This is a genomic window from Polaromonas sp., from assembly GCF_018780625.1.
Lineage (GTDB): Bacteria > Pseudomonadota > Gammaproteobacteria > Burkholderiales > Burkholderiaceae_C > Polaromonas.
In genome coordinates this window covers 1-6,042 of the sequence record NZ_JADMJK010000036.1, presented here as the reverse complement: position 1 = coordinate 6,042, position 6,042 = coordinate 1, and the positions used below count along the sequence as shown (strand labels likewise).

Sequence of the window (6,042 nt, the reverse complement as noted above, 5' to 3'; positions counted from 1 at the left end):
AGGACGGCGAAGTGCTGGTGCGCCACCACTTCCTGAGCCTGGACCCCTACATGCGCGGCCGCATGAACGACACCAAGAGCTACACCGCAGCGCAGCCGCTGGGCGAGGTGATGGGCGGCGGCACCGTTGGCGAAGTAGTGGAGAGCCGTTCGCCCAGGTTCCAGCCGGGCGACAAGGTGGTCGGCATGGGCGGCTGGCAGCAATACAGCGTGGTCAATGCAGAGCAGCCGGGCGCGCTGCGCAAGGTCGACACCACCCATGTGCCGCTGTCCCACTACCTGGGCGCCGTGGGCATGCCCGGCGTCACCGCGTGGTACGGACTGGTCAAGATCATTGAACCCCAGGCCGGCCAGACGGTGACGGTCAGCGCCGCCACCGGCGCCGTGGGCAGCGCTTTTGCGGCGCTGGCCAAGGCCCGCGGCTGCCGCGTGGTGGGCATTGCGGGCGGCCCTGAAAAGTGCAAATATGGGGTGGATGAGCTGGGTTTTGACGCGTGCATCGACTACAAACTGCACGAGAACGCGGCGTCGCTTTCAAAAGCGCTGAAAGAAGCCTGCCCGCAGGGCATTGACGGCCATTTTGAAAACGTCGGCGGCATGGTGCTGGACGCGGTGCTGACGCGCATGAACGCGTTTGGCCGCATTGCGCTGTGCGGCATGATCGCCGGCTACGACGGCCAGCCGATGCCGATGGCCTACCCGGCGCTGATCTTGACCAACCGGCTCAAGATCCAGGGCTTTATCGTCAGCGAGCACATGGAAGTCTGGCCTGAAGCGCTCAAGGAACTCGGCACGCTGGTGGCCACCGGCAAGTTGCGGCCGCGCGAAACTGTGGCGCAAGGCCTGGAAGCCGCGCCCGAGGCCTTTTTGGGCCTGCTCAAAGGGAAAAACTTCGGGAAACAGCTGGTCAAGCTGATTTAAGCGGGGGTTCCGGGCGGCCCGTTTGCGGCCGGCCGTCCGGCGATTGATACATCCAGGAGAAAGCCATGACTGAATTGATCCTTCACCACTATCCGACTTCGCCCTTCGCCGAGAAAATACGGCTGATTCTGGGCTACAAGCAGATCCCCTGGAAGTCGGTGATCATCCCGGCCATCATGCCCAAACCCGACGTGCTGGCGCTGACCGGCGGCTACCGCAAAACGCCCGTGCTCCAGATAGGCGCTGACATTTACTGCGATACGGCGCTGATTGCGGATGTACTGGAGCATATTCAGCCACGGCCAACGCTCTATCCCGAACCCAGCAAAGGCATGGCCCGCACGCTGGCGCAATGGGCGGACACCACGCTGTTCTGGACCTCCATGGCGTACAACCTGCAGCCCAGGGGCCTGGCTCAGATGTTTGAACATGCGCCGCCCCATGCGGCCCGTGCATTTGGCGAGGACCGCAAGGCCATGAGCGCCGGCATGATGCGCTTGCGTCCGGCCGACGCTGCTGCTGCCTACAAGTCTTATCTGCGCCGCCTGTCCGACATGCTGGATGACTGGCCGTATTTGCAGGGCGAGGTACCGTGCATCAGCGACTTTGCCGCCTACCATCCGCTGTGGTTCACCCGCATGCGCACGCCCGTGATGGCGGAAATTCTGAACCTCGCGCCCCCCGTGCTGGAATGGATGGACCGCATGGCCGCCATTGGCCACGGCCCCATGGAAAAATTCAGCGCGCCAGAAGCCATTGCCCTGGCGGCGGCATCGGCTCCGGCGCCGCTGCATGACGACGTGTTTCAGGATGAGCATGGCATCCCCCTGGGAAGCCGGGTCAGCATCAGCGCCGACCTGTTTGGCCCCGAATCCACCGAAGGCGAATTGATCGCGGCCACCCGCATGCACTACACGCTGCGCCGCACCGACGCGCGCGCCGGCATGCTGCATGTGCATTTCCCGCGCATTGGTTATTCACTCAAGGCCGTGACACCCCCATGAGCGGGACTGCCCAAACGATTTCCTGGCGCTTTGTGGCGTTTGAGGCGCTGACCACGCCAGAGCTTTACGCCCTGCTGCAGTTGCGCAGCGAGGTGTTTGTGGTCGAGCAGGCCTGCATTTTTCAGGACATGGACGGGGCCGATCCGCAGGCCATGCACTTGCTGGGCACCCGGGAGGGGCAACTGGTGGCCTATGCGCGCTGTTTTTCGGCCGGCATTAAATTTACTGAAGCCAGCATAGGCCGCGTGGCCACTCGTGAGTTGATGCGCGGCAGTGGCGTGGGCCATGTGCTGCTGCAGCAAGCGCTGGTTCATCTTCAGTTGCAGTGGGGCCCGCAGGCTGTGCGGATTGGCGCCCAGGCGCGACTGGAACACTTTTACAGGCAGCACGGTTTTGTGGACGCGGGCGCACCGTACATTGAAGACGGTATTGCCCATATTGAAATGCTGCGTCCGGCTTCGGTTCAAACTTAATTTCAGGACTATTGAATGATTACAGATTTCAAAGGCAAAACCGCCGTTTTGACGGGCGCAGGCTCGGGCTTTGGCTTGGAGTGCGCACGCATTGGTGCCCAGTTGGGCATGAACCTGGTGCTGGTCGATGTGCAGCAGGATGCGCTGGACCGGGCCACTACCGAAATTGCCGCCACCGGCGCCCAGGTGCTGTCCTTCAAGCTCGACGTCTCGAACGCCGGACAGATGGAGGCCATGGGGCAGGCTGTGTTGGCGCGCTTTGGCGCACCGCACCTGGTGTTTAACAATGCAGGCGTCGGCTCCGGCGGCCTGATCTGGGAAAACACGGTGAAGGACTGGGAATGGGTGCTGGGGGTCAACGTCATGGGGGTGGTGCATGGCGTGCGCATCTTCACGCCCATGATGCTTGCGGCCGCCGCCAAAGATCCCGACTGGCAGGGTCATATCGTCAACACGGCCAGCATGGCCGGCTTGCTCAATCCGCCCAACATGGGCGTGTACAACGTGAGCAAGCATGCGGTGGTGTCATTCAGTGAAACCTTGTACCAGGACCTGGGGCTGGTCACGGACCAGATCGGTGCTTCGGTGCTGTGCCCGTATTTTGTGGCGACCGGTATCAGCCAAAGCCACCGTAACCGCCCGACGGAGATGGGTGCCGACAAACCCACCCGAAGCCAGCTGATCCAGCACGCCATGACTGGCAAGGCGGTGAATTCCGGCAAGGTTAGCGCCGCTGATGTGGCCCAGTTGGTGTTTGACGCCGTGGCCCGCAACCAGTTTTATATCTACAGCCATCCCAAAGCGATCCAGGCGGTGCAAACACGTCTGGAGGACATCGTTCAAGCCCGCAACCCGACCGATCCCTTTGCCGACAAGCCTGAAATTGGCCAGCAGTTGAGGACCGCACTGCGCGCCGCTTGAGAGGGGCGCAGTCGAGCGCATCAGCGCGTCGCGAGCTGGCGTTGCCGTATTTGCAGGCCCATCGTTCACAGGGTTAACCTATCTGATCCACCTTGCTGTGGCGGGCCAATCGGATGAAGGTACCGAACTGAACGCGGCCTATGTGCATATGTAACAAAGAATAAATTGTAATTTCATGCATTTATGGAGATATTTACCTAGATTGCCCCTTCTATTTGGCCTATCGTGTAAGCGAGGAATAGGAAACGTAATTTAATTTTTTGGCCGACATTAATTTTGTAAGAAATTTGTCAGTAATTGGACGAGGATTTAAAGGTGGTAACCCGGAAGGCGTAAAAAATAAACAGGGGAAAGTGATGGGAAATCGTGCACAGCCCGACATCATGTCGAATTCTTCGCCAGGTATTCACGACGGGCATTTCGGGAGGCAGGCCAGTTCGCTTGGTATGTGGCCGGATTTTTTGACTGGACAACCTGGACAGCCTGTGCGGGTGCTGTTGATCGATGATGACCCGCATATACGGTTGGTCATCGCGCAGGAATTACTGGTAGACATGCGCATCAATTTGCTGGCGCAAGCGGGAAGCATGAAAGAAGGGCGGCGCCTGATTGCCCAGTATGAGTTTGATGTGATGCTGGTGGACTTGAATCTCGGTGATGGCACGGGGTTTGACCTGATTGAAAACATGAAAAGCGTGCGTCCCATGGCGGAGGCCGTGGTTATTTCCGCGATGGAGGACGAGCAGCATGCCCTGCATGCGTTCGAGCTTGGCGCCACGGGGTACTTGGTCAAAAACTCCTGGTTTGGGAGCTTTCCGCAAGCTGTGTTACAGGTGGTAAACGGCGGAGCCTCCATTACGCCTAATCTGGCACGACGCCTGCTGCACAGGCTGGACCACGCACAGGGTGAGGCTCATAGCACCACACCGTCGGGTTGTGAAAATGACAAGTTGTCTGAGCGCGAAAAAGAGGTCTTAAAAATGGTTGCTGCGGGCTACACAAGCGCAGAAATCGGTTCCCGGTTGGCTGTCAGCTGTCACACTATCAACACCCATATCAAGAACATCTACCGCAAACTCAATGTGCGCACGCGCGCTCAGGCAGTCAGTTTTGCGGCCCACCGCGGTCTGTTTTAAAGAGTTCGGTCATGTCATCCGTCGCTTACCAATGGGCTGTCCACGCCGGCGCCCTGGTGAGCGTCGTCGTGGCAGTGGTCGCCGTCACTGTAGCGTTCCGAGCTTGGAAGCGGCAGCGTAATCCGATTGATTTCGCTTTTGCCGTCGCGACGACCAGCTGGTTGATGTATCTGCTGTCCAGTAGTGTCAGCATGCTGCCAGCGCCAAAGCCGTGGGCGTTGCTCTCCTCCCAGATTAGCTACCAGATCACACTTATTTCGGTGGCGTTCTTTATTCTTGTCAGTGCCTCCATCACACGCTTGAATATTCACGCCGTCTGGATGGTGCAGGGCGTTCTCGGGCTCCTGTTGTTGGCTTGGAGTTCGCTTCACCAAGAGTTGGCGTACAAGCTGTGGATTGCGGTGAACCTTGCCTGTATTGCCGCGCTGTGCTTTTACCTTGGGCTGAAAGCGCTTCGTCAGGGTAGCTATCGCTGCTGGCTCGCGCTTGGTGGAGCCTTCCTGGGTCTAGGTGTCAGCCTTGAGGACATGCTTGGCGCAGGAGGTGTACGGCTGGGCAATACCTTTACGCAGTATTTTTACGCCGCTTTTCTCCTCCTTTTTTGGCTGCTGATTACCAACCGCGCCGGGCGCCCAGAGCCGCCTGTAGTGCGGGAGACCGACGATCCGTCAGCTTTGCATTGGGAGGCTGTCACCGGCTTTGGTCCCGCCAATAAGCTCGCTTCTGTCGCCGTCACCAATGAACGCCAGCGCATCGCGCAGGATTTGCATGATGGCGTTGGCTCACAACTAGTCAATATCCTCGCCAGGCTTGACACCCAGGCGCCTCAGCAGCAGGCGGTCGCTCTTGCACTGGAGCAGTGTCTGCTGGATCTTAAAATGATCGTCGACGGCATTGGCAGCGCGAACGATGGGTTGATTGATGCGCTAGGCCGCTTGCGCTACCGCGTCCAGCATTCGCTGGACAAGTTGGGTATTCGTATGATCTGGATGGTGGACATGGATGGACCGTTGGAGGACTTCCGCGGAGACCGGGCGCAACAAGTATTGCGCATCTCCCAGGAATGCGTGGCGAATATCATGCGCCATGCGCATGCCAGCGTGGTCGAGGTAAGGTGCCATTACGTTCCCGAAAGTGATTCCATGCTGCTTGAAGTTAGAGACAACGGTCGTGGTATCCCTAGTCGTGAGGCCGGACGGCCACTGGGCAAAGGGCTTGAAAGCATGCGCCTGCGGGCCCTCAAGCTGGGCGGCCACCTGGAAATTGCCACAAAGGCCAGGGTGGGAACCAGAATGCGGCTGCAGGTGCCACTGCATGCGCCGCCCACGCACCTAGTCGATAGACGCGTCTTCGCCGATTCAAAGGATTGATTTGCCCGTGGGGACTGCGATCCTGCTTTCATTGAATGGGCGGACATTGTTGTCTCCATCGGCTGCGAAGTAGCGGGTCAATAGGAACTCGTTAGTGCAACCGCATGCGAATGGGCCTTCTCACTTCAAGAAACTGATGCCTCGGTTTTTTATCAAAAAATTATTCAAGATGCCGCAAGACGGTGCTATGATTTGCGGCTTCGCTGCTGAAGTTGCTC

Annotated in this window: 6 protein-coding genes; all 6 read left to right on the top strand. The window is 59.0% G+C overall.

The annotated features are described in order from the left end of the window. Positions 1–920: NADP-dependent oxidoreductase (locus tag IV091_RS02880; RefSeq protein WP_293464865.1), on the top strand; the 920-nt coding region annotated here is incomplete at its 5' end. 65 nt (positions 921–985) lie between these two features. Then, entirely contained in the window at positions 986–1,924 is a 939-nt protein-coding gene (locus IV091_RS02875; RefSeq protein ID WP_293464862.1) for a glutathione S-transferase family protein, read from the top strand. After that, positions 1,921–2,397: a GNAT family N-acetyltransferase gene (locus IV091_RS02870; protein WP_293464859.1), complete on the top strand. Its 477-nt coding sequence runs from the start codon at positions 1,921–1,923 to the stop codon at positions 2,395–2,397. Before IV091_RS02875 ends, IV091_RS02870 begins: the two co-directional genes overlap by 4 nt. Positions 2,398–2,412: 15 nt before the next feature. After that, on the top strand, positions 2,413–3,318 hold the full coding sequence (locus IV091_RS02865; RefSeq protein ID WP_293464856.1) for an SDR family oxidoreductase: 906 nt from the start codon (positions 2,413–2,415) through the stop codon (positions 3,316–3,318). A gap of 446 nt (positions 3,319–3,764) precedes the next feature. Further along, complete coding sequence (locus tag IV091_RS02860; protein WP_293464905.1) at positions 3,765–4,454, top strand: response regulator transcription factor; 690 nt, start codon at positions 3,765–3,767, stop codon at positions 4,452–4,454. Positions 4,455–4,465: 11 nt separating this feature from the next. Further along, positions 4,466–5,824 (top strand): ATP-binding protein, encoded by a 1,359-nt coding sequence (locus IV091_RS02855; protein WP_293464853.1) that lies wholly within the window; start codon positions 4,466–4,468, stop codon positions 5,822–5,824. The last annotated feature ends 218 nt before the right edge of the window (positions 5,825–6,042 follow it).

Bases quoted from the DNA above. Each gene is read 5' to 3' on its own strand.
- IV091_RS02875 (WP_293464862.1), top strand. From the start codon at position 986: ATGACTGAATTGATCCTTCACCACTATCCGACTTCGCCCTTCGCCGAG.
- IV091_RS02860 (WP_293464905.1), top strand. From the start codon at position 3,765: ATGTGGCCGGATTTTTTGACTGGACAACCTGGACAGCCTGTGCGGGTG.
- IV091_RS02865 (WP_293464856.1), top strand. From the start codon at position 2,413: ATGATTACAGATTTCAAAGGCAAAACCGCCGTTTTGACGGGCGCAGGC.
- IV091_RS02870 (WP_293464859.1), top strand. From the start codon at position 1,921: ATGAGCGGGACTGCCCAAACGATTTCCTGGCGCTTTGTGGCGTTTGAG.
- IV091_RS02855 (WP_293464853.1), top strand. From the start codon at position 4,466: ATGTCATCCGTCGCTTACCAATGGGCTGTCCACGCCGGCGCCCTGGTG.